This window comes from Sulfitobacter sp. (assembly GCF_036960155.1).
Classification (GTDB): Bacteria; Pseudomonadota; Alphaproteobacteria; order Rhodobacterales; family Rhodobacteraceae; genus Sulfitobacter.
In genome coordinates, this window is sequence record NZ_JBALWB010000006.1 from 70,625 (window position 1) to 90,535 (window position 19,911).

Genomic DNA, 19,911 nt, shown 5'->3' on the forward strand with positions numbered 1-19,911 from the left:
GTGATGATTGATTTCCAAGGGGATCACTTCCCCAAAAGCGTGATCCTTTTTGCCATATTTTTCTACGTGCGTTACGGCGTCTCGTATAGAGACTTGGAAGAAATTATGGCTGAACGTGGTGTTGAAATCGATCATGTCACGCTGAACCGTTGGGTGGTGAAGTTCTCACCGCTGATCGCTGAAAATGCCAAGGCAAGAAAGAAGCAAACCGCCTCTTCATGGCGAAAGCCCTCTCGGGATATTACTGCGCAATACCCTGTCAGGTGACAGATGAAACCTATGTCAAAGTTCGCGGAAAATAGGTCTACCTGTATCGCGCAGTCGATCGCGGCGGACAAACCCTTGATTTCATGATGTCAGAGCGCCGCGATACCGCTGCTGCGCGGCGATTTTCAAACGGGCAGTTGGCACAAACGGTATCCCAGATCGTATTGCCATCGACAAAAGTCGAGCCAATTTGGCTGGCCTGCAAAACTTAAATGTCATCCTCAAATTCACGGGAGGAGGGCGGATCATCGAAATCGTTCAATCCAAATATCTCAACAACTGCATGGCAGGGTAAACTTGTTTGCCGGAGAATGAACATCGTCGAACAGGATCACAGGTTTATCAAACGGATTACACGGCCAGTGCTCGGCTTCAAAGCGTTCCATTCTGCGGCTGCAACATTGGCTGGGATCAAAGCCGCGCATATGAACCGCAAGGGTCAATTAGCCGATACAGGTATCCCAGCGTTCAGGCAGTTTGCCACGCTCGAAGCATAATTGCGTCCGCAGAAGACCGTTCGTCAATAGAATGAAAAGTTTGCGACAGAGCCTTCAGCAATCACATCAACACTCACTTTGGCTGCACGCCATCTCTCGATCTTGCGTCATTCTTCTAAGCTGAGTTGTTAATAAGTTCTCATTGTGTGGTTTCCTTTTGAGTGCCAACGGGCTGTTACCACTCAAAAGTCGCAAGTCAGGGTGCGCGCGCACCATCACCAGATAATTTTGATACAGTTGACATAGCGTTTGAAAATCAGCGGAATAAATCGGCTCAGTCGAACTAAAAAGCCATATAAAACAACGCTAACCTCTATAATGCAGCCAACTGAAGATCGCACCCATCGGTAATATGGTCGTGCATGGCGCGTTGTGCGTGATCAAACCCACCGGACAGAATTTTGTCCAAAAGATCCATATGGCCGGTCAATGATTCTTGCAATCTCGGGGTGTCCAGTTTTTCGAAACTTTGGATCGCGATTGCCCTATTCCAGTTTGTGTCGAAGGCCTCCAACAGAAATGTGTTGCCAGATGTAGCGACAAAGGCATGGTGTATCGTTCGATTGGCCTCAAAGTATGCGGCATTTGTCTGTGGTGTCTTGCTTTCCTCTAGAGCAATTGTCGCGCGTAGTGTTTTGATATCCTCAGCGGTTCCTAAATCCGCCAGAAGGCCAGCACAAAACCCTTCTACGGCTTTGCGGGCCTGATAGATGTCGCGCACTTCAGATTTCGTGACACGACGAATTTCAAATCCACCGTTCACTGATGACCGCAGCACGCCTTCCTGTTCCAGCCGCAACAAGGCTTCGCGGACAGGTGTTCGGCTAACGTCCAGCATCTGGGCAAGTTTAACTTGATGGAGCCGCTCGTTCGGATTGATTGCACCCGATTGAAGCCCACCGACGATTTGGTCGTAAACCAGATCAGCCAACCGTGGACGGATTGCGGTTACTTTTTGTAGGCCTTGCATGTTTTACCTTTGGTCGAGGTTGTTCAGCCCTCTATATCAAGGGATTGATGTTTTAAGAAGGACTTGATTTGTTCAACCACCGCTGGCGACGGAGATCTATGCATTAAGCGTGTGTGTGCTTCGGAAACGCGTTCAGCAGGGACGCTGGCGCGGCGCAGTTCGATCAGATCCGAGATCAAGCTGTTGTCAAATTCTGGGTGAGCCTGAACGGAATATCCGATCTTTCCATAAGAAATCGCGGCGTGTTCGCAAAACGACGACTGGCCAACAGTTTTTGCGCCTTCAGGCAGTTCTGTGACTTGATCCTGATGCCAAGCATTAATTGTTACAGGTGTCTCTATCCCGTCAAATTTATAGTCGTGGGGACCAAGACCCCAGCCTTTGTCAGATTTCTCTACTTTTCCGCCTAGGGCTTGCGCCATGATCTGGTGGCCGAAGCAGACACCTACCATTGGAATTTGCGCGTCTTTGGCCGCACAGATTAGGTCTTCGAGCTGGGCAATCCATGGTAAGTCTTCATAGGCTGAAAACGCGGAGCCGGTGATCAACCACGCGTCACATTCCGTCACGCTGGCGGGAAATACGTCTTCAAGAACCGCATAGCTTTGAAACGTAAACGCGTCATCGGCGAGCAATCTGACAAACAGATCATCCATTTCGCCGTGGTTTTCATTAATCTGGGGCAGGGTTTTCCCTGTGCGTAAGATACCAATCTTCATCTTGTTCACTCCATTCCAAAGTCAATAATTGTACGGATACCGATGCCGCGATCCATGTCCGCAAAGCCCTCGTTTATCCGAGCAAGCGGTAAGCGCGCTGTCAGCATGTCATCAAGGTTGAGCCGCCCATCCATATAGAGGCGTGCAAGCCGCGGCATGTCGGTGCGAAACTGGTTTGATCCCATGTCGCAGCCCATGACCTTTCGTTCGGCAATGAAGTGGCCAAAGGGCAGGGCGACATCTTCGTCGAGGCCCATCAGGCCGATCATCACCGTGGTTCCGCCTTTGCGCGTGCTTAAGAAACATTGCTTGACCAGCGCGGGATTGCCCACCGCGTCAAATGCGGCCTCAACGCCTTTGCCATCTGTGACGGCGCGAATTGCCTCCACTGGATCGGTCTCCTTGGGATTGACCGTGTGGGTCGCACCAAGGGTTGTCGCCATCGCCAGCCGCTCAGGGTTCAGGTCGACTGCGACGATAATTGTTGCCCCTGCCAACCGGGCGGCCTGTACCGTTGATAGACCGACTGCGCCGCAGCCAAACACCGCGACGGTTTCACCCGCGCGAATTTGCGCCGTCCGCGTGACCGCACCCCATCCCGTCATCACGCCACATCCAATCAGCGCCGCACGGTCCAATGGCATCGCGCTGTCGATCTTTGTGAGGGCATGCTCATGGACAAGTATTTCTTCGGCAAAGCCGGAAAGGTTCATGAATTGCGACACAGGTTTCCCCGCAAGGCTGATGCGAGGTGGTTCATCCTCATGGCGGTGCAATGTATCGCCACCTTCGCAGATGGATGGGCGGCCAGACAGGCACATCTCGCAGCAGCCGCAAAATGCAGACAGGCAGCCGATCACGTGATCGCCGGGTTTGAGGTAACTCACACCAGCCCCAACCGCACGCACGATGCCAGCCGTCTCATGCCCGAGAACCGCAGGAGCCATTATTGGCAGGTGGCCGCGCATAAAATGCAGGTCGGTGTGGCATAAGCCAGTGGCATGAACTTCTACCCGTACCTCGTGATGGCCGGGATTGCCCAATTCGATATTTTCGATAACCAGATCGGAGCCGTATTCGTGTAAAATCGCAGCTTTCATGTCTTTTTCCTAATCCTCATAAACCATGGTCGAGGAAGAACCGTAGGCGCGCGGTAACCGGCGCGTGGTTTTCCAAGTTCACGATATGGCCTGCGTTCGGGATGATTGTTGCGCTTGCCCCGGGGATCATTTGGGCGATGGCATAGGCGTAGGCCGGGGGGGTTTCCGCGTCTTGGGCACCCGCCATAGCAAGTGTGGGGCAGGTGATGTTTGCCAGCTTGTCCACGGCGTCGTGATCAGCAATCAACCGTGTTGTTAGGGCCAATCCGTTGGCGCGCGCGCGCGACATGGAAGTAATTGCCTCGACCTTTATTTCTTCAGGGCAGTCTGGACTGACAATCGCGCGGATCATACCGTCCGAAAACTTGGCAGGGCTGGTGCCACTGTTGAGATCCGCAAGGATTGAGTCTGCAAATGCAATTGGATCAACATCGCCGCCATATCCGAACTTAGGCGAGCTATCTAGAATCGCCGCACTGTCTACTAGATCTGGGTGGGTTGCCGCGAAGTGCTGCAAAATCATGCCACCTACTGAGAGTCCGATAAAGTGCGCCGACTGCAGCCCTAAAGTGTCCGTGATGAATTTTCTTAAGGTCTCGACGGTCCAATCCATGTCCGCACCTTCGGGCGCGTCGTCCGAGCCGCCAAAGCCGGGCATATCCCACGCAACGCAGCGGTAACTATCAGAAAAGATATCCATTTGTGGGGCCCACGCCGTCGCAGAGCCCGCCATCGCATGTAGGAAAACAAGCGCAGGGTTTGCGGCATTTCCCGCCTCTATCCATGCAATCTGGGCGTTCTTGTTTTTAGGCATATTGGTCGATCCTCAAAAAATACTTGCTTGTGTATTCATGAATACAGTATGCACGATCCAATCGCAACTGTCATGGAATGGCAGGCGCAAACCACGACAGGAGAGACCTTAATGAAACCGCAACTCGCTGCAGACCTTTCTGAACAAGGCCTTTTCGATCACGGAATCCCACAGGATATTTTCAAGAAGCTGCGCGAGATGGATGGTTTGGCGTGGAACCCTCTTCCGAGCGAGGGACCGGATGCTGGTTTTTGGTCTGTAGGTCGGTTTGATGATGTTGTGGCCGTCAGTCGCGACACTGAGACATTCTCGTCTGCGACGGGCCATATCCAAATGTACAACATTGACGACGACGCACTCACTGCGCGGGCTTCGATGATTGACATGGATCCGCCCGATCATAGCCGACTGCGGCGTCTAGTGAACCCCGGGTTCATTCCGAAAGTGATACGCACCTACGCTGATATTGTGCGTGATCGTGTCTCCGTTTTGCTGGATGAAATGTTGGGCGATGGCGGTGGTGACTGGGTTAGTAAAGTTTCCAAACCCATCCCGATTGGTATCATCTGCGATATGCTGGGCGTGCCAGAAGCAGACCGCGATTTGATGATCGAGATGACGGATTATCTGGTGGCGGGCACCTCTGCCGAACCGCTTGACCCTAATGCTTATGGAAACACGACGCCTCTGCGTCTTTTACCGTTCAACAGCCCAGCAGCCTATGGATTGAGTGAATACGCACGCAAGCTTGGTGATGAGCGTCGCGCCAATCCGCGCGATGATCTGATTAGCCAGTTGGTCACGCATGAGATCGATGGTGAGCAACTATCGGATGAGGAATACACCAACTTTTTCCGGCTGTTGATTTTTGCGGGCAATGAAACAACACGGACAGCAATGTCACATATGGCATTACAGCTTGCACAGTATCCTGAGCAATTTGCCCGCCTCAAGGCTGAGCCGGAGCTTATTGATACTGCTGTTGAGGAGATCGTCCGCTTCTCATCACCCATCATGTATTTCCGGCGTACAGCCACGAAAGATACCGAGCTTAGTGGCACCAAGGTAGCTGCAGGGGACCGTGTCGTCATGTGGTACGCCAGTGCTAACTTTGACGAGAACCGTTTTGACGATGCGCAGTCTTTCGACATCGCCCGTTCCAAAATGCCAATCCATGCTGGTTATGGCGGAGGCGGTGTACATACCTGCCTTGGCGCAGGTCTTGCGCGGATCGAGTTGAAGGTGTTGCTTGAGGAAATTCTTGCGCGTGACATCAAGATCGAAATCGACGGTGACCCTGAGTATGTGAATACGAATTTCGTCAATGGCATCGAGGTTCTGAACGTGAAGATGTCTCAGGGAACCGGCGCATGAGTGACCGTTTCACCACATTTGATGTACGCGAAGTCGTCAAAGAGTCTGAGATTATCACGTCGTTCTATCTTGAACCGCGCACTCCGCTTGCCCGCGAATTTGTGCCGGGTGAGTACCTGATCTTTGAACATCGCCCTGAAAACGGGGAACCCATACGCCGCGAGTATTCCATTTCTGGAACGCGCGATGATGAAATCCGCGTGACGATCAAGCGCGAATTGGCACCTGAGCAAGGGTTGCAAGATGGCATTATGTCGACCCGTTTTCATGATGCAACGATGGCAGGTGATACCGTTAAGGCTGCGGGGCCAATGGGTGCCTTTACGCTTGATCGGGATGCGGATCGGCCAGTGGTGCTATTAAGTGGCGGCGTCGGGCTAACGCCAGTTGTGGCTATGGCACATGAACTGGCAGGGACTGCACGCGAAACCGTATTTATACATGCTTGTGAAAACGGGCAGGTTCACGCGCTTGGCCAAGAGATGCGCGAGCTGGCAACTGCGCATGAGAATTTCTCAACTCATGTGCTGTACCGCACGCCAATAGATAGGGATCAGCTGGGTCGCGATTATGACACCGCTGGCATGATCACCCAAGATCTGCTGGAAAAATTGACCCCCGGCAAAGACGTTGATTTCTATCTGTGTGGTCCTGGCCCGTTCATGGCGGCGATGTATGACACGCTTTTGGCAATGGATGTTGATCCTGACAGGATTTCATATGAATTTTTCGGGCCTGCGACTGTGTTGAGGCCTAAAAAGAAGACAGTCGCGAAACCCACCGCATCTGATGCTCCAGTGATTACCTTTGCCAAATCTGGCGTCGAAGCGGCGTGGAATCCGGCAGAAGAAAACCTACTGGAGTTTGCCGAGGAAAACGGCGTCATGGTCGACTACAGCTGTCGGGCAGGAACCTGTGTGACCTGCATGACGAAGGTCATAAAAGGATCCGTCAGCTACTCAGTTGATCCATTTGAACAACCCAAAGACGGGTACGCATTGCTGTGCTGTTGTGTGCCTGATGGTGATTTGGAGCTGGACGTATGATGGGTGCATTGGACGGCTTGCGGATTTTGGATTTGAGCCGAATTTTGGCTGGACCAACCGCCACCCAATTATTGGGTGATTTTGGCGCAGACATCATCAAGGTCGAGCGGCCTGGATTGGGTGATGACACCCGCGCATGGGGTCCTCCCTTTGTTGAAGGCGGCGATGGCCCGACCCAAGAAAGTGCGTATTATCTGTGTGCTAACCGAAATAAGCGATCTATCGCGGTGGATATTGCGAAGCCTGAGGGCGCTCAAACGGTGCGTGAATTGCTGGCCACCTGTGATGTGTTGGTTGAGAATTTCAAACCTGGCGGGTTGGATAAATACGGGTTGTCCTACAGCGATTTGAAAGAACAGTTTCCACGACTGGTCTATTGCTCGATTTCGGGTTTTGGACAGACCGGACCAAACAGCGAAAAACCGGGCTATGATTTGCTTGCACAGGCTTATGGCGGCATCATGAGCCTGACAGGAGAACCGGAAGGCGAACCGATGAAGGTTGCCGTTGGTATCGCCGATGTCATGACTGGGATGTATGCGTCCAACGCCATTCTGGCGGCCTTGCGCCACCGTGATAAAATGGATGAGGGTCAGCATATTGATATCGCATTGGTCGATTGTCAGATTGCGTGGCTTATCAACGAAGGTACCAATTATCTGACGTCTAAAATCCTACCCCAGCGGCGCGGAAATCAGCACCCCAATATCGTGCCATATCAAGTCTTTGAAATGGCTGATGGTCATGCCGTGGTTGCCGTCGGAAATGACGCACAGTTCGAACGGTTCTGTACTTTGATCCGTCGCGAAGAACTGGCGAGTGACCCGAAGTACGTTACAAATGCAGGCCGTCTCGTAAACCGTGAGGCGTTGATCGCGACATTAACCGAAACATTGTCCAAATTGGAACGCGACTGGCTGATCTCGGGGATGGAAGCCAACAAGATCCCCGGCGGACCAATCAATCAACTGGATGATGTGTTTGCCAGTGATCAAGTTGCTGCCCGCGAAATGAAAATCACCATGCCCCATAGCGGGGCAGCATCAGGTGAGGTCGATCTAATCGGCAATCCTGTGAAATTCTCAAAAACCCCGGTCACCTATCGGCGCGCGCCGCCGACCTGTGGTGCCGACACTGATGATATCTTGGCTGAACTTGCAGCCACGCAAAAGGAATAACACCATGCTTTTTCTGACAGACAGCCAACGCGACATCCAAGCCCGCGCAAAGGCGCTTTCTGACGGTTACGTCAAAGACATGGCCGCCGAAATTGACCGGACCGAACAGTACCCGTGGGAGACCACCAAGAAGTTGGCCGAAGCTGGCTTTATGGGGATGTCGATCCCTAAAGAATTCGGTGGGCAGGGCGCTAGTTATCTGGACGTGGTTCTGGTGATTGAACAAATGGCGCGCAACTGTGGCGTAACAGCCCGTATCGTTGTTGAGGCAAACATGGGCGGCATCGGCGCGATCATGGCCTATGGCAGCCAAGAACAAAAAGAGCTGTGTGCGCCCTATGTGCTGGCCGGGGACAAGCCAGCAATTTGTATCACTGAACCGAATGCGGGATCAGCAGCAACAGAAATGACAACCACGGCCGAAAAGGTCGATGGTGGCTACAAAATCAACGGTGTGAAGCATTGGATCACCGGCGGTGGTGTCTCCAAGGTCCATCTGATTTTTGCGCGCGTAGTTGAGAACGGTGAATTCCTCGGCATAGGCGGGTTCATTGCGATCCGCGATGAAGACGAAGGTTTGCGCGTAGGTAAGCGCGAACCGGCGATGGGTCTGCGCGCGATCCCCGAGACGCATCTGCACTTTGAGAATCTTTTTGTTGCCGACAACCGTGCGGTGCAATTTCCGCAAGGCTATCGCAAAGGATTTGCAGCACTCATGAACGCCTACAATGCGCAACGTGTAGGCGCGGCGACTGTCGCGCATGGTATCGCACAGGGTGCGTTTGAGCGTGCGGTGGAATTTGCCAAGGAACGCGAACAGTTCGGTCGCCCGATTGCGGAATTCCAAGGCTTGCAATGGATGATGTCGGACATGTCCACTGGCCTCGCTGCGGCGCAGGCGTTGATCTATAAGGCGGCGATGGCCGAGGAAGGCCAATTCCCGAACATGCAAGAAGCGGCGCAGGCAAAAATCTTTGCTGCTGAAAATGCCATCAAAGTGACGGACAGTGCGATGCAAATTCACGGTGCTATGGGGTATTCGCGTAATCTGCCAATGGAGCGGATGTACCGCGATGCGCGTATGTTCACGATAGGTGGCGGCACGGCGCAAATGTTGCGCAATCAAGTCGCAAGCTCACTGCTTGAGATGAAATTGCCCCAAACCCGTGCGGGCCATCTAAAACTCGCAGCGGAGTAACCCATGGATAAGCTCGACCGTTTCGGCGCTCAGGTGTCGCACAAGGATCAATTGGACATAGATGTCTTTGGGGAAGCGGCCGAGCTGATGCTAGGGTATGCGCCTGATCCCGTTGGTATGATAAATACGTTGCTGGAAAAGTCGCCTGATTTCATTATGGCGCGGTGTTTTCTGGCAGGTATTTTTCTGACCGCCAGCGACAAGCGTCGCCAGCCGTTAATGCACAAGCACTACGATATTCTGGCGACACAAGCGGAGCATGCAAATGAGCGTGAAAAAGGTCATATTCACGCGCTTAAACTATGGTCTGGGGGCAATCTTTATGCTGCTAGCCAAGCGTATGCAGATATTCTGAACACGTGTCCGCGCGACATCGTGGCCTTGCAGCTAGGGCATCAGACGGACTTTTTGTTGGGCCACGCATCGTCGACCCGTGACAGGCCTACCCGCGTGTTGGGCCATTGGTCCAAAACTGACCCGCAGTACTCCTACATTCTAGGAATGCAGGCTTTTGGGTTGGAAGAAGCAGGTCACTATTCGGCTGCACAATCCATGGCCGAACGCTGTGTAGGCATGAACGAGAAAGATACGTGGGGCGTTCACGCGCTGGCGCATTGTCTTGAAATGCAGGGCAAGGTCGATGAGGGCGTTGATTTCATGACCCGGTGCGAGGACCGCTGGGGGAATGATACCTATATGTCGATCCATAATCGCTGGCATCTGGGGCTGTATTATCTGGAACGCTGCGAGTTCGACACTGCGCTTGCAATGCATGACGCGCATATGGCGGTCACGCCAAAGTCCGAGCTGATGGACATGCACGATTCCGCCGCCCTTTTGTGGCGATTGCAGATGGACGGCGTGGATGTGGGAGATCGTTGGAACGTGGTCGCGGATAATTACGCGTGTGTCATTGATCAGGCCTACATGTCGTTCACAGATCTACACGCGATGATGTCTTTTGCTGCGACGGGTCGCGATAAAGAAGCCAAAGCGCAGATTGCGGTTTTGGAAAATGCAGCAACTGCCAATACCGACACGGGAACAATTATCCAGCAGGCAGGCTTGCCGCTGGTCCGCGGGTTTGAGGCCTTTGGTCGGGGGGATTATGCGGCCGCCAAACGTCACATTGGCAACGCGCGCCACAATAGTCACCTGATGGGCGGATCCATCGCACAGCGCGACGTGATCAACTGGACCTTAATCGAAGCCGCAATTCGCGACGGTGACACGCCTATGGCAAATGCGCTGTTGGCGGAACGCACGTTGATGAAACCACATTCACCTTTGACGGATATGTTTGCCCGCAAAGCAGCCTGATCCGCATCTTTTTTGCCTTGGGAGGGGCTTGGGATGACACAAAATAAGAACACCGATTTGCTTGAGCGTCGTGGGGCTGCGATTTCAAATGGAGTCGGTCTGATGCATCCTGTTTTTGCACGACGTGCCGAGAATTCGGAAATTTGGGATGCTGACGGCAAACGGTTCATCGACTTTGCAGCAGGTATTGCGGTTACCAACTGTGGTCATAGGCATCCATCTATTGTGGCTGCTGTAACTGAACAATTGGGGGCATTTACGCATACCTGCCAGCACGTGACCCCGTACGAAAACATGATCCAGCTGGCGGAGCGGTTGAATGAAATTGTTCCCGGTGATGGCCCAATGAAATCGGCATTTTTCACCAGCGGTGCAGAAGCCGTTGAAAACGCCGTCAAGCTCGCGCGTGCCTTTACGGGTCGCGACGGTGTTATCGCGTTTGGTGGCGGTTTTCACGGGCGCACCTTTATGGGAATGTCTTTGACTGGGAAGGTCGCGCCCTACAAAGCGGGTTTCGGCGCGATGATGCCTGACGTTTACCACGTGCCAATGCCCAAGGGACTGTCTGGCACAAACGAAGACACCGCGATGGTGGGCCTTAGAGCGCTGTTCAAGGAGAGCATTGAGCCATCACGCATTGCCGCAATCATCATCGAACCTGTGCAGGGCGAGGGGGGCTTTTATCAGGCACCTGATGCGTTGCTCGTGGGGTTGCGGGAATTGTGTGACGCGCACGGCATTATGTTGATTGCTGATGAAGTGCAGACAGGATTTGCGCGCACGGGCAAGATGTTTGCGATGGAACATTCGGGCATAAACGCCGATCTTACGGCGATGGCTAAGGGCCTTGCAGGGGGCATGCCACTGTCGGCAGTCACAGGTCGCGCTAAAATAATGGATCACGTTGGGCCGGGCAGCATTGGTGGGACTTACGGTGGTAACCCGTTGGCTATTGCCGCAAGTCTTGCAGTGCTGGACATTATCGAAAAAGAAGGCCTGTGCGAACGAGCAACCAAGCTTGGTGAAGCATTGAGCGCGCGTTTGAACGCTATGCGCGCGCAAGTGCCTGAGATTGCCGACGTCCGTGGTCCGGGCTTTATGGTGGCGGTTGAATTCCGCGATCCCGTGACAGGCGCCCCTTTGGGTGCGATGGCAAGCGCGGTCAAAGACGGTGCGCGTGAACGTGGGCTGCTGCTGTTGACCTGCGGCTCAGACGGCAATGTCGTGCGTTTCCTCGCACCACTGACCATCCCGCAAGACCATTTCGATGAAGCGATGCCCATTCTTGAGGCGTCTATCCTTGCCGCAAGTGGTGGTGATCATGCTTGAATTGAAGGATAGCAGCCTGCTTACTGGCTCTGCTTATATAGCTGGGGAGTGGTTTGCAGGGTCCGCGCAATTTGCAGTGAGCAATCCCTCAAACGGAGCGCTGATCGGCCGAGTGTCGGATTGCACGCCAGAAGATGCGACCCGCGCAATTGTGGCCGCAGAGGCCGCACAAAAAGGCTGGGCGAAGAGGACAGCCCTTGAACGTGCTGATGTCTTGATGGCGCTTTATCATGCAATGATCACCAATCGCGATGATCTTGCCGCTATCCTGACTGCAGAAATGGGGAAACCTATTGCTGAGGCAACGGGCGAGATCACTTATGGTGCGGGCTTTATACGTTGGTTCGCAGAAGAAGCGCGGCGCTCATATGGCGATGTAATCCCAGGGCATCAAGGCGACAAACGATTGTTCGCGCTGAAGCAGCCCGTAGGGGTGGTGGCCGCGATCACACCATGGAATTTCCCGAATGCAATGATCACGCGCAAACTGGGGCCTGCGTTGGCCGCTGGCTGCGCAATGATTCTGAAACCCGCAGCAGAAACGCCGTATTCAGCGCTGGCATTGGCCGTGTTGTGCGAACGTGTGGGCGTGCCAAAAGGTCTGTTTAGCGTTCTTCCCACAACTGATGCGCCGGCCATGGGCGAAGTGTTCTGCGCCAGCGGAACTGTGCGTAAATTGACGTTTACGGGATCGACGCAAACGGGGCGCACCTTGATGGCGCAGTGCGCCGGTACGGTCAAGAAAATGGGACTTGAGTTGGGTGGAAATGCTCCATTCATCGTTTTTGATGATGCAGATCTGGATGCAGCAATTGAAGGGTTGATGATCGCGAAATACCGCAACAATGGGCAGACTTGCGTATGCGCCAATCGCATTTATGTACAAGACGGGGTTTATGACGCGTTTGCCGAAAAGCTGGTTCACGCGGTTGAAGCGTTGAAAGTTGGCGACGGATTTACCCCAGGCGTGACCATTGGCCCGTTGATCGATGAACGGGCGGTCAAAAAAGTTGACGCGCATGTCTCTGATGCGGTTGCGAAGGGTGCCAAGGTTATTGCTGGCGGCGCCCCGCACCAACGTGGAGGCACGTTCTACACGCCGACAGTATTGCGCGATGTCACTGCGGATATGCAAGTGGCCACTGACGAGACATTCGGACCCGTTTCGCCCCTGTTTAGATTCACAGATACCGATGACGTGATAGCCGCAGCCAATGACACCATCTTTGGTCTAGCATCTTACTTTTATGCCAATGATCTTAGCCGTGTATGGCGCGTGGCCGAGGCATTAGACTATGGAATGGTTGGTGTGAACACAGGGCTTATTTCCACCGAAGTTGCGCCCTTTGGCGGGGTTAAACAGTCTGGTCTGGGCCGCGAAGGTGCGCGGCAAGGCTTGGAGGACTATCAAGAGGTGAAATACCTCTGCCTAGCGGTCTGACACTAGGTATAAATACGGATGCGCGTCTCAATCGACACCGATTGTGGCCCCGCAGCAATTTCTTAGACTTTAGTTAACCGTGCAAAAAGTGCGGATCAAAATTATGATTTAATAGGGAGTCAGAGATGACAAAAGATGAAATGGAAAAGCGCCGCGCAATGGCTGGACGGTCACCGTCCGCTTGGGCACCTGATCCGAGCCGTCGCAATGTCTTGAAGAGCATGGGGGCCGCTGCAATGGCTGCTGGTATGAGTGGTCTGTCCGCGACACAAGCTCGCGCTGCCACATCAATGAATTACATGTGCTGGGAAGGTTATAACGACCCGCGTATTGTTGAGCCGTTTGAAGCCACAAACGATGTGTCGCTTAATTTTGATTTGATCGTCGACAGCCCCGGTGGCTTCGCAAAATTGGCCGCTGGTGGCCACCGTGACTTTGATGTCGTGTCGACCGACAGCCCTTGGGTCCAGCGTATGGGGCCGGCAGAACTCTGTGAGTTCATCGATCCAGCTGAATTCCAAGACGTTTACGACAAGTTCTATCCTCAGTTCCAACCACCGTTCGAACCTTTGCAGTTCAACGGTCAGACAACAGGCCTGCCCACACGTTGGGGCTGGGTTGGACCATGCGTAAATACCGAAACCAGTGATCCTGACGAATGGCGCAGCTGGGACGCAGCGTTTGATCGTAAGAATAAAGACAAGATTGGTATTATGGATTGGGGCGACTGGCCTATCATGCCTATGGCATTGCACGCTGGCATCGACCCATATCAGGAACTGGGCAAGGCCGAATTGGACGAAATCCGCAAAGTTCTGCGGGCTCTGTTTGCGAACTCCCGTGCGCTGTTCTCTGACCTTAGCTTGTCGCAAAAGGCGCTTTTGGATGGATCTGTCAAAACACTCGTCGGCACTGGCACTTATTCGACATCCGGGCTGCGCAAGGCAGGTTACGACAATATCGTAGCCGTTGTTCCCGAAGCGTCGGGCGGCATCAAAAAGGGCATCATCTGGCTTGAGGCTACGGCGATTGTCAAAACGCCTGCTGACATCGAATTGTCAAAGGCAATGTTGCGCCATGTAACCGATGAAGATGCTGCATATGCGTTGACGCTGAATGATTTTACATCAAACCCATCGCCTAACAAAGCCGTTGAAGCCATGTATACCGAAGAAGAACGGTCGGTTCTTCAGCTGGATTATGTGGATACGGTTTGGGAAAATTCGGTTTTGCACAACGTCGCACCGAACATCGATGACATGTTGGTTATTTGGCAAGAAGAACTCGCCAACGCTAACTGATTGATCTCCTTTAAAGACCTATGATCCTGCCACTGTGTGGGCAGGATCAAACCTGCGTGAGAGGAATACATGTGTCTGCTGACATCTCGACCAACGACATTTGCACCATTGATGGTGTCATCAAAAATTACGGAAACTTTCGGGCGTTGCACGGTATCAATCTGACCGTAAAAGAGGGCGAGTTTGTTGCCCTTGTGGGACCCTCAGGCAGTGGTAAATCAACTCTTTTACAAGTCATTTCAGGGTTTGAAGCTGCGACAGAAGGCACGTTGACAATCGACGGCGAGGATATGACTAATGTGGCCCCTGCGGACCGGCCCACATCGATGGTGTTTCAAAAATTAGCTCTGTTTCCGCATAAAACAATAGCCGAAAATATCGGTTTTCCGCTAAAATTACGCAAAGTTTCCAAAGCGGAAATAGAACGCCGTACGCTTGATATGATCGCGCTGATGCAGCTCAAACCAGAATATTTGACCCGCTACCCTGCACAGTTGTCTGGCGGTGAACAACAACGCGTGGCGCTTGCCCGCTCGATGATCTCGCATCCGAAATTGCTGTTGCTCGATGAACCTTTGAGCGCCCTTGACGTCAAGTTGAAGAAAGTGCTTCAGGCAGAATTGAAACGTCTACACCGCAGCCTTGGCGTGACGTTCATTCACGTGACCCACGATCTAGAAGAAGCAATGATGCTGGCAGACCATATCTGCGTCATGAAAGACGGGCTTTTGCTGCAAGTTGGCACGCCTGACGATATCTATTATCGCCCAACCCATAAATTTGTCGCTGAGTTCATTGGCGAGACCAACTTGTTTCCGGTAACTGTTGAAAACAACCGCTACGTTGCGACGGACATGGCGGGTATTCAGGGACATTCAAGTTTCGGTCCCGAAGCTGCTACCCAGCCGCAGGCCTATCTGATGGTCCGTCCAGAATTTGTACACATGGTGGGGTCCGGCGAGAAGCTGGATGTCACTTTGGACGTCATTGTGTCTGAAACATTCAACCGTGGATCCACGACGCAAGTCAAAGCTGTCACAAAGGATGGCGGCCACTTAATGACGCTGGAAATACAGGGTCACATAGACGCCCAAATCATCGTCGGAGCTGAAATTCGGGTTGGGTGGCGTGACGAGGATACTCACTTGTTTGATCGGGCTACTGACACACTTCAGGTCGCCGCATGAGCCAGTCATTAGAACCCAGCCGTTTTATGGTGGCGCTTCACGCGTTGCCCAGTGTCCTTCTACAATCGGCGTTTTTTATCGTGCCGCTGTGCATGACAATCGCACTGTCGTTTCAGGAAACTGAATTTTATCGTGTGCAATGGGTCTGGTCGCTTGAGACCTGGACCGACGTGTTCACAACCAAGTACTACTGGTCGATTTTGTGGAATACGATCTTGATGGCAATCGCCTGTGTGATCGTCTGTGCGGTTATCGGATTTCCGATCGCCTATGCGCTGGTTACGCGGTTCAAACGCTGGCAAACGACGATAAAAATTTTGTTGGTGTTTGCGTTTTTGACCGATGCCGTACTGAAGACCTTTGGGTGGGTTGTATTTCTAGATCAAACTGGCCCAGCAAACTATATCCTGAGCTGGTTGGGGTTGCCCAGTTTACCCGATTGGGTTCTGTACTCACGGTTCTCTGCGCTACTTGGCATGGTTTACACGTTGTTGCCATTTTCGATTTTCACCATCTTTTTGTCGGTCGATGTGATCGACAGAAATTTGCTGCGTGCTGCATATGATTGCGGCGCTGGAAAATTTCGTGCCTTTTGGGAGGTGACTTTGCCATTGAGCAAGAGTGGTCTTATGGCCGGCGCCTTGTTGGTGTTTGTTTTGTCACTTGGGTCGTTCTTAGAACCCAAGGTATTGGGCGGCGGCCTGAACCCGATGGCTGCGGAACTAATTCGACAAACATTTGAGACACGGATCAATTGGCCGCTGGGTTCGGCCCTCACAATCGTTGTCATCTCGATCACTGTTATCACGATCCTTCTGGCCTCGCGTCTGCTGGATCTGCGCCAAAAGGGACAGTCATGAACAAGACCTTTGAAGCAAGGTTCATCAACGTCGGATTGATTTCGTCCGTCATTGCAGTCCTTATCTTTTTCTACATTCCGATTTTCACCCTGATCCTTTTCTCCTTCAAAGAGGGTAGGTATCTGAACTTGCCATTCGACGGTTGGACACTGGATTGGTACCGCGATCTGTTCACTAACAGTGATGTTGGTAAGGCAACGTTGAATTCGCTGATCATCGCGGTGTCAGCCATGCTGATCTCAACAGCGGTTGGTCTTGGGGCGGCACAATCGTTTGTGCGCTTCGATTTTCGCGGCAAAAAAGCGTTTCAGCTAGTTGCCTTGGCACCATTGGTTTTCCCACAGCTTTTGTTAGGCGTGGTCTTGTTGCTGTGGTTCTCTGTTTTGGGAAATATCTTTGATTTCTCAAATAACTTGCTCACGGCGATCATTGGTCATTGCGTCTACCTGGTCCCGTTTACCACGATTATCATCTCGGTTCAGGCAGCAACATTTGATCCCACACTGGAACAGGCCGCACAAGATTTCGGGGCTACCCCGTGGGAAGTTTTCCGTGAGGTCACGTTCCCGATCCTTTGGCCCGGAATTTTCTCTGCTGCGATCTTTGCTTTCCTGCTGTCTTGGGGGAATTTCTACATCACTTACAGTTTGTCAGGCACTGGACGTTCATTGCCGACTTTCGTTTTCTCTGGGATGGCTTTAGGGTCAACACCGCTTTACCCTGCACTTGCGACGGTGACATTCGTAGCCGGACTACTGTTGATTGTGGTCGCTGAAAGCTTGCGTCGCCGGTCGCTGGCCCTAACACAGGGAGCGCCCAAGGAATAGGTGAATTCGATTGCTAGCCAGAACCATACACGTGGCACGGTTTATTTGTCGCAGCATCTGGCAAAGCTTATGGGTTCTGACCCTGATCACCTGCCTTTGGGCACAGGCGGGTCGTGCACAGGATGTAGTTCTGCCCGAGAACTTCTATGATCCCCAACTTTTGGCCTATGGCGATTGGATGGTGTATACTGTGGACGGCTCTCGCCCTGACATTGACGCGTTAGATGATGCGGATTGGGCCAAGGTTAAGACAAAATCGGTTCATGCGCCGCAAGGCAAAGTTTCTTGGTATCGCATCGATTTTACGATCGGATGGCATTACCGAACGCGCGATCTGGGAATCTACTTAGGAATGGTTGAGCAGGCCCATGAGGTCTACCTGAATGGACGCTTGATCGGGAAGGGAGGTTTTCTGTCACCCAATGGTATTGATGCTGCAGGTAAGCCGTCTCTTATGGGGTTACCGAAGTTAGGCATGTGGTACAGCTTCATGAACCTTAGTCGTAGTAATTCGCTCGTTGTGGCGGTTGAGGGGCTGACCGAGCCCTCAGCCTTTGCCGTTGACGCTATTCAAATCGATGACAGGGATCGCCTAATACTGACCGCGCGCAGCGTAGAGGCGTCTCTCAAGATCCTACAGGGGGCGGCGATTAGTATCCTTCTTTTGATTGCATTATTCTGCGGGTTTTTGTTTGTTTCAGGCTTTCGAGGTCCGTCAAATTTGCGTTTTGGGCTGTTCGTACTTGTCGCGGCAATCTTGATCCTTCTGGATTCACTCATCTTTTACGACCTCGGCGGGCGCTTTGCGTGGGTTGAACGTGTCCTAGCGGTAGGAAAGCTGCTGTGTACGGTTTTGTTTTGTCGCCTGGTTCAAGCCGAAATACTTGGCCAACTTGGCCGTGGAATCTCTCTGTCACTGGGGGTTACCCTTACGGCTATAGGGTTGATCGCAGTTGCGATGACACCTATCTCGTTACCCTTTTTGGACCTGACAACCGATGTTGTCGCAGTCGTATTAGTTCTTTACACCATGCTGCGGGCACTCAAAGCGCAAGGTGGCTTTACATTTCAGGTGATGTTGATGTGGGCCCTAGCGGCTGTGCTTTTGTTTGCGTATCTTTATCAGTTCATTGCCGCGTCTCCGTGGCACGCGCTGAGTACTATCCAAATTAGTTACCTTTTGACGACCTTTACCTTTCTTTTTCTGATCGCACAAAGATATCAAGATATGTCTCGTCATCTGGGGAATTTGTCGGAACGATTGGTGACGGTTCGTGATCTTGAACGCGCACGAATGGCGCGCGACATGCACGACGGATTAGGGCAAGGCATTGCTGCGGTGGGGTTGCATCTGAAAATCCTCGCGGCGGACAAAGCCGATGCACGGTTTGGAAATCTCACCCAATCTATTGACGATTTGAATGTGGGCGTTGTGGAAATCATCGAAAATTTGCGCCCTTCCATTCTGCACAATCAGACGCTGGGTGCCGCCATTGAACGGCATCTTGAACGAACGTTGGCCGCAACTGAAATCGGTTATGATTGCGCGGTGAACAAAAAGATTGAGCTGCCGTTCGCTCTAAAAGAGCAGCTATTCCGTATCTATCAAGAGAGCCTAAACAACGCGATTAAACATGCTGAATGTTTCAATATCAGCGTCGAGATGAATACAGTGGGAAGGCGTCTTAAACTCTCGGTTTCGGACGACGGCCAAGGATTTAATGTTGGGGAAAAGCGTGACCTTGGTTTGGGCCTAAGCACGATGCGGGAACGTGCATCGCTGGCAAATGCCGTCTATATATTGGAAAGTGCGCTGGGTCGCGGAACAAAGATCAAAATGGAGGTCACGTTGGATGATTAAGATCGTCGTAGTAGATGACCATCAAATGTTCCGTGAAGGGGTAATTACCCTTTTGAACGCATCTGATGATATGCAGGTTATTGGTCAAGCTGGAAATGCCGGAGAAGCGCGCAGAGTCATCGGTACGCTAAAACCGGATGTTGTCATTATGGATATCTCGCTGGGAAAGCAAAATGGCATCCAGCTCAGTAAGTCACTGCAAGCTGACGGAATGGTCTTTGCACTGCTTATTGTGACCATGCAAACTGATCCCGACTTTTTTAGAATTGCCCACAAAGAAGCGCAAGTTGACGGGTATGTCCTAAAACTTGATGCGTTTGACGAACTTGTGCGCGCCGTTCGGTTTATCGCTGATGGTAAGAAGTTTATCAGTCCCTCGCTCGCGTCTGAGCTGGCGTATGCAAGCGAAGAAACTGATGACACGGACGGTCTGACACCGCGTGAACTTCAAGTCGTTACACTGGTTGTTGATGGGTATTCTAGCTTGCAGATAGGCGAGCAGCTGGGAATTTCTAAACGCACGGTTGATACTTACCGCGCCAACGTGCGCGAAAAGCTGCAAATTTCGTCAAACTCTGAACTTGTGCGCTACGCGATCCGTAAGGGCCTCATTAAGGTGTGA

General features: G+C 52.4%; 17 protein-coding genes and 1 pseudogene. 14 read left to right on the forward strand and 4 right to left on the reverse strand.

From position 1 onward, the window contains the following. Nucleotides 1-3: 3 nt before the first annotated feature. A pseudogene (locus V7775_RS14320) lies at nt 4-764 on the forward strand (IS6 family transposase). A gap of 313 nt (nt 765-1,077) precedes the next feature. Here the strand turns inward: V7775_RS14320 and V7775_RS14325 are convergent. The 4 genes from V7775_RS14325 to V7775_RS14340 are packed head-to-tail and all read right to left on the reverse strand — an operon-like array spanning nt 1,078 to nt 4,367. Further along, complete coding sequence (locus tag V7775_RS14325; RefSeq protein ID WP_335752593.1) at nt 1,078-1,734, reverse strand: GntR family transcriptional regulator; 657 nt, start codon at nt 1,732-1,734, stop codon at nt 1,078-1,080. Between the two features lie 23 nt (nt 1,735-1,757). After that, entirely contained in the window at nt 1,758-2,453 is a 696-nt protein-coding gene (locus V7775_RS14330; RefSeq protein WP_335752594.1) for a type 1 glutamine amidotransferase, read from the reverse strand. A gap of 5 nt (nt 2,454-2,458) precedes the next feature. Next, nucleotides 2,459-3,553, reverse strand: a complete 1,095-nt coding sequence (locus tag V7775_RS14335; protein ID WP_335752595.1) for a Zn-dependent alcohol dehydrogenase — start codon at nt 3,551-3,553, stop codon at nt 2,459-2,461. A 16-nt stretch (nt 3,554-3,569) separates the two neighbouring features. Next, a complete protein-coding gene (locus V7775_RS14340) occupies nt 3,570-4,367 on the reverse strand; it encodes an alpha/beta fold hydrolase (protein WP_335752596.1) in 798 nt (265 codons plus the stop codon). A 111-nt stretch (nt 4,368-4,478) separates the two neighbouring features. Here V7775_RS14340 and V7775_RS14345 point away from each other — a divergent pair, with 111 nt between their 5' ends. The 13 genes from V7775_RS14345 (at nt 4,479) to V7775_RS14405 (ending at nt 19,911) form a co-directional block, all read left to right on the forward strand. After that, nucleotides 4,479-5,741 carry a cytochrome P450 gene (locus V7775_RS14345; RefSeq protein ID WP_335752597.1) on the forward strand — a complete coding sequence of 421 codons (1,263 nt, stop codon included), beginning with the start codon at nt 4,479-4,481 and terminating at the stop codon, nt 5,739-5,741. Further along, nucleotides 5,738-6,787 carry a 2Fe-2S iron-sulfur cluster-binding protein gene (locus tag V7775_RS14350; RefSeq protein WP_335752598.1) on the forward strand — a complete coding sequence of 350 codons (1,050 nt, stop codon included), beginning with the start codon at nt 5,738-5,740 and terminating at the stop codon, nt 6,785-6,787. The genes V7775_RS14345 and V7775_RS14350 overlap by 4 nt, the downstream gene beginning before the upstream one ends. Next, nucleotides 6,784-7,965, forward strand: a complete 1,182-nt coding sequence (locus tag V7775_RS14355) for a CaiB/BaiF CoA transferase family protein (protein WP_335752599.1) — start codon at nt 6,784-6,786, stop codon at nt 7,963-7,965. Before V7775_RS14350 ends, V7775_RS14355 begins: the two co-directional genes overlap by 4 nt. A gap of 4 nt (nt 7,966-7,969) precedes the next feature. Continuing rightward, a complete protein-coding gene (gene acdA / locus V7775_RS14360) occupies nt 7,970-9,163 on the forward strand; it encodes a 3-sulfinopropanoyl-CoA desulfinase (RefSeq protein WP_335752600.1) in 1,194 nt (397 codons plus the stop codon). Between the two features lie 3 nt (nt 9,164-9,166). Then, nucleotides 9,167-10,483 (forward strand): tetratricopeptide repeat protein, encoded by a 1,317-nt coding sequence (locus tag V7775_RS14365; RefSeq protein ID WP_335752601.1) that lies wholly within the window; start codon nt 9,167-9,169, stop codon nt 10,481-10,483. A gap of 33 nt (nt 10,484-10,516) precedes the next feature. Beyond that, nucleotides 10,517-11,812, forward strand: a complete 1,296-nt coding sequence (gabT, locus tag V7775_RS14370) for a 4-aminobutyrate--2-oxoglutarate transaminase (RefSeq protein ID WP_335752602.1) — start codon at nt 10,517-10,519, stop codon at nt 11,810-11,812. Next, nucleotides 11,805-13,253 (forward strand): NAD-dependent succinate-semialdehyde dehydrogenase, encoded by a 1,449-nt coding sequence (locus tag V7775_RS14375; protein WP_335752603.1) that lies wholly within the window; start codon nt 11,805-11,807, stop codon nt 13,251-13,253. The genes gabT and V7775_RS14375 overlap by 8 nt, the downstream gene beginning before the upstream one ends. A 125-nt stretch (nt 13,254-13,378) precedes the next feature. Next, on the forward strand, nt 13,379-14,554 hold the full coding sequence (locus V7775_RS14380) for an ABC transporter substrate-binding protein (protein WP_335752604.1): 1,176 nt from the start codon (nt 13,379-13,381) through the stop codon (nt 14,552-14,554). A 71-nt stretch (nt 14,555-14,625) separates the two neighbouring features. Beyond that, complete coding sequence (locus V7775_RS14385) at nt 14,626-15,741, forward strand: ABC transporter ATP-binding protein (protein WP_335752605.1); 1,116 nt, start codon at nt 14,626-14,628, stop codon at nt 15,739-15,741. Beyond that, nucleotides 15,738-16,601: an ABC transporter permease gene (locus V7775_RS14390; RefSeq protein ID WP_335752606.1), complete on the forward strand. Its 864-nt coding sequence runs from the start codon at nt 15,738-15,740 to the stop codon at nt 16,599-16,601. The genes V7775_RS14385 and V7775_RS14390 overlap by 4 nt, the downstream gene beginning before the upstream one ends. After that, nucleotides 16,598-17,428 carry an ABC transporter permease gene (locus V7775_RS14395; RefSeq protein WP_335752607.1) on the forward strand — a complete coding sequence of 277 codons (831 nt, stop codon included), beginning with the start codon at nt 16,598-16,600 and terminating at the stop codon, nt 17,426-17,428. The genes V7775_RS14390 and V7775_RS14395 overlap by 4 nt, the downstream gene beginning before the upstream one ends. A gap of 31 nt (nt 17,429-17,459) precedes the next feature. Beyond that, the gene (locus tag V7775_RS14400) at nt 17,460-19,289 is read left to right on the forward strand and encodes a sensor histidine kinase (protein WP_335752608.1); all 1,830 of its coding nucleotides are present in this window, start codon (nt 17,460-17,462) and stop codon (nt 19,287-19,289) included. After that, a complete protein-coding gene (locus V7775_RS14405) occupies nt 19,282-19,911 on the forward strand; it encodes a response regulator transcription factor (RefSeq protein WP_335752609.1) in 630 nt (209 codons plus the stop codon). Before V7775_RS14400 ends, V7775_RS14405 begins: the two co-directional genes overlap by 8 nt.